Consider the following 617-nt stretch of genomic DNA (forward strand, 5'->3'; position numbering starts at 1 on the left):
GCTGGGCTGGAGTCCTGGACCGGCAGTCTGGTCCGGTGGCGATCGGTCCGGTCCTGCAGGATCTGCTTCACCCGCTGGTGTGGGGTGTGCAGGGCGATGTCGGGGTCGCCGGCTCGGTGCAGGATGTTGATCGCGGCGTTCACGTCGGCTTGCCACACCACCCCGCACTGGGTGCAGTGAAACCTGTTCCCGCTGCGTCGGCCGAAGTCGCCGCAGTGGTGGCAGGTTTGTGAGGTGTAGGCGGCGTTGACGGGAACGAGCGCAGAACCTCTGCGCTCCGACACGCTTTTCAGTGCCTCGGCGGTGACTCCTTTGGTCCACGCGGCGAGACGCCGGTTGATGTTCTTGGGAAGCTTCTTACGGCTGGTGAAGCGTTTGGTGAGGTCTTCAGCGATCACCGTGTTCGCTTTGTCGACGACCTCGTGCACGGCGGTGAAGATCTCCGTGCGCACCCGCGCCCGATGCCGGGCGGCCTGCCGATCCCGCTTCATCGTGCCGAGATTGTTGACCTTGATCCGGTGCGCTTTCGCGTGGTCGCCACGTAGGGCGGCGGTGTTGGCGATCGAGCGGAGCTTCGCCCGCCGTCGGTTGCGTTCCTTCAACCGGTCCGACTCGGC

Annotated in this window: 1 protein-coding gene; it reads right to left on the bottom strand. The window is 65.6% G+C overall.

Annotated elements, in window-relative coordinates:
• A partial coding sequence (locus FXF52_RS41230; RefSeq protein ID WP_222870972.1) for a zinc ribbon domain-containing protein occupies positions 1 to 602 on the bottom strand: 602 nt, incomplete at its 3' end.
• Positions 603 to 617 lie beyond the last annotated feature (15 nt).

Origin of the sequence: Micromonospora sp. MP36, from assembly GCF_008119785.1 — a bacterium.
Lineage (GTDB): Bacteria > Actinomycetota > Actinomycetes > Mycobacteriales > Micromonosporaceae > Micromonospora.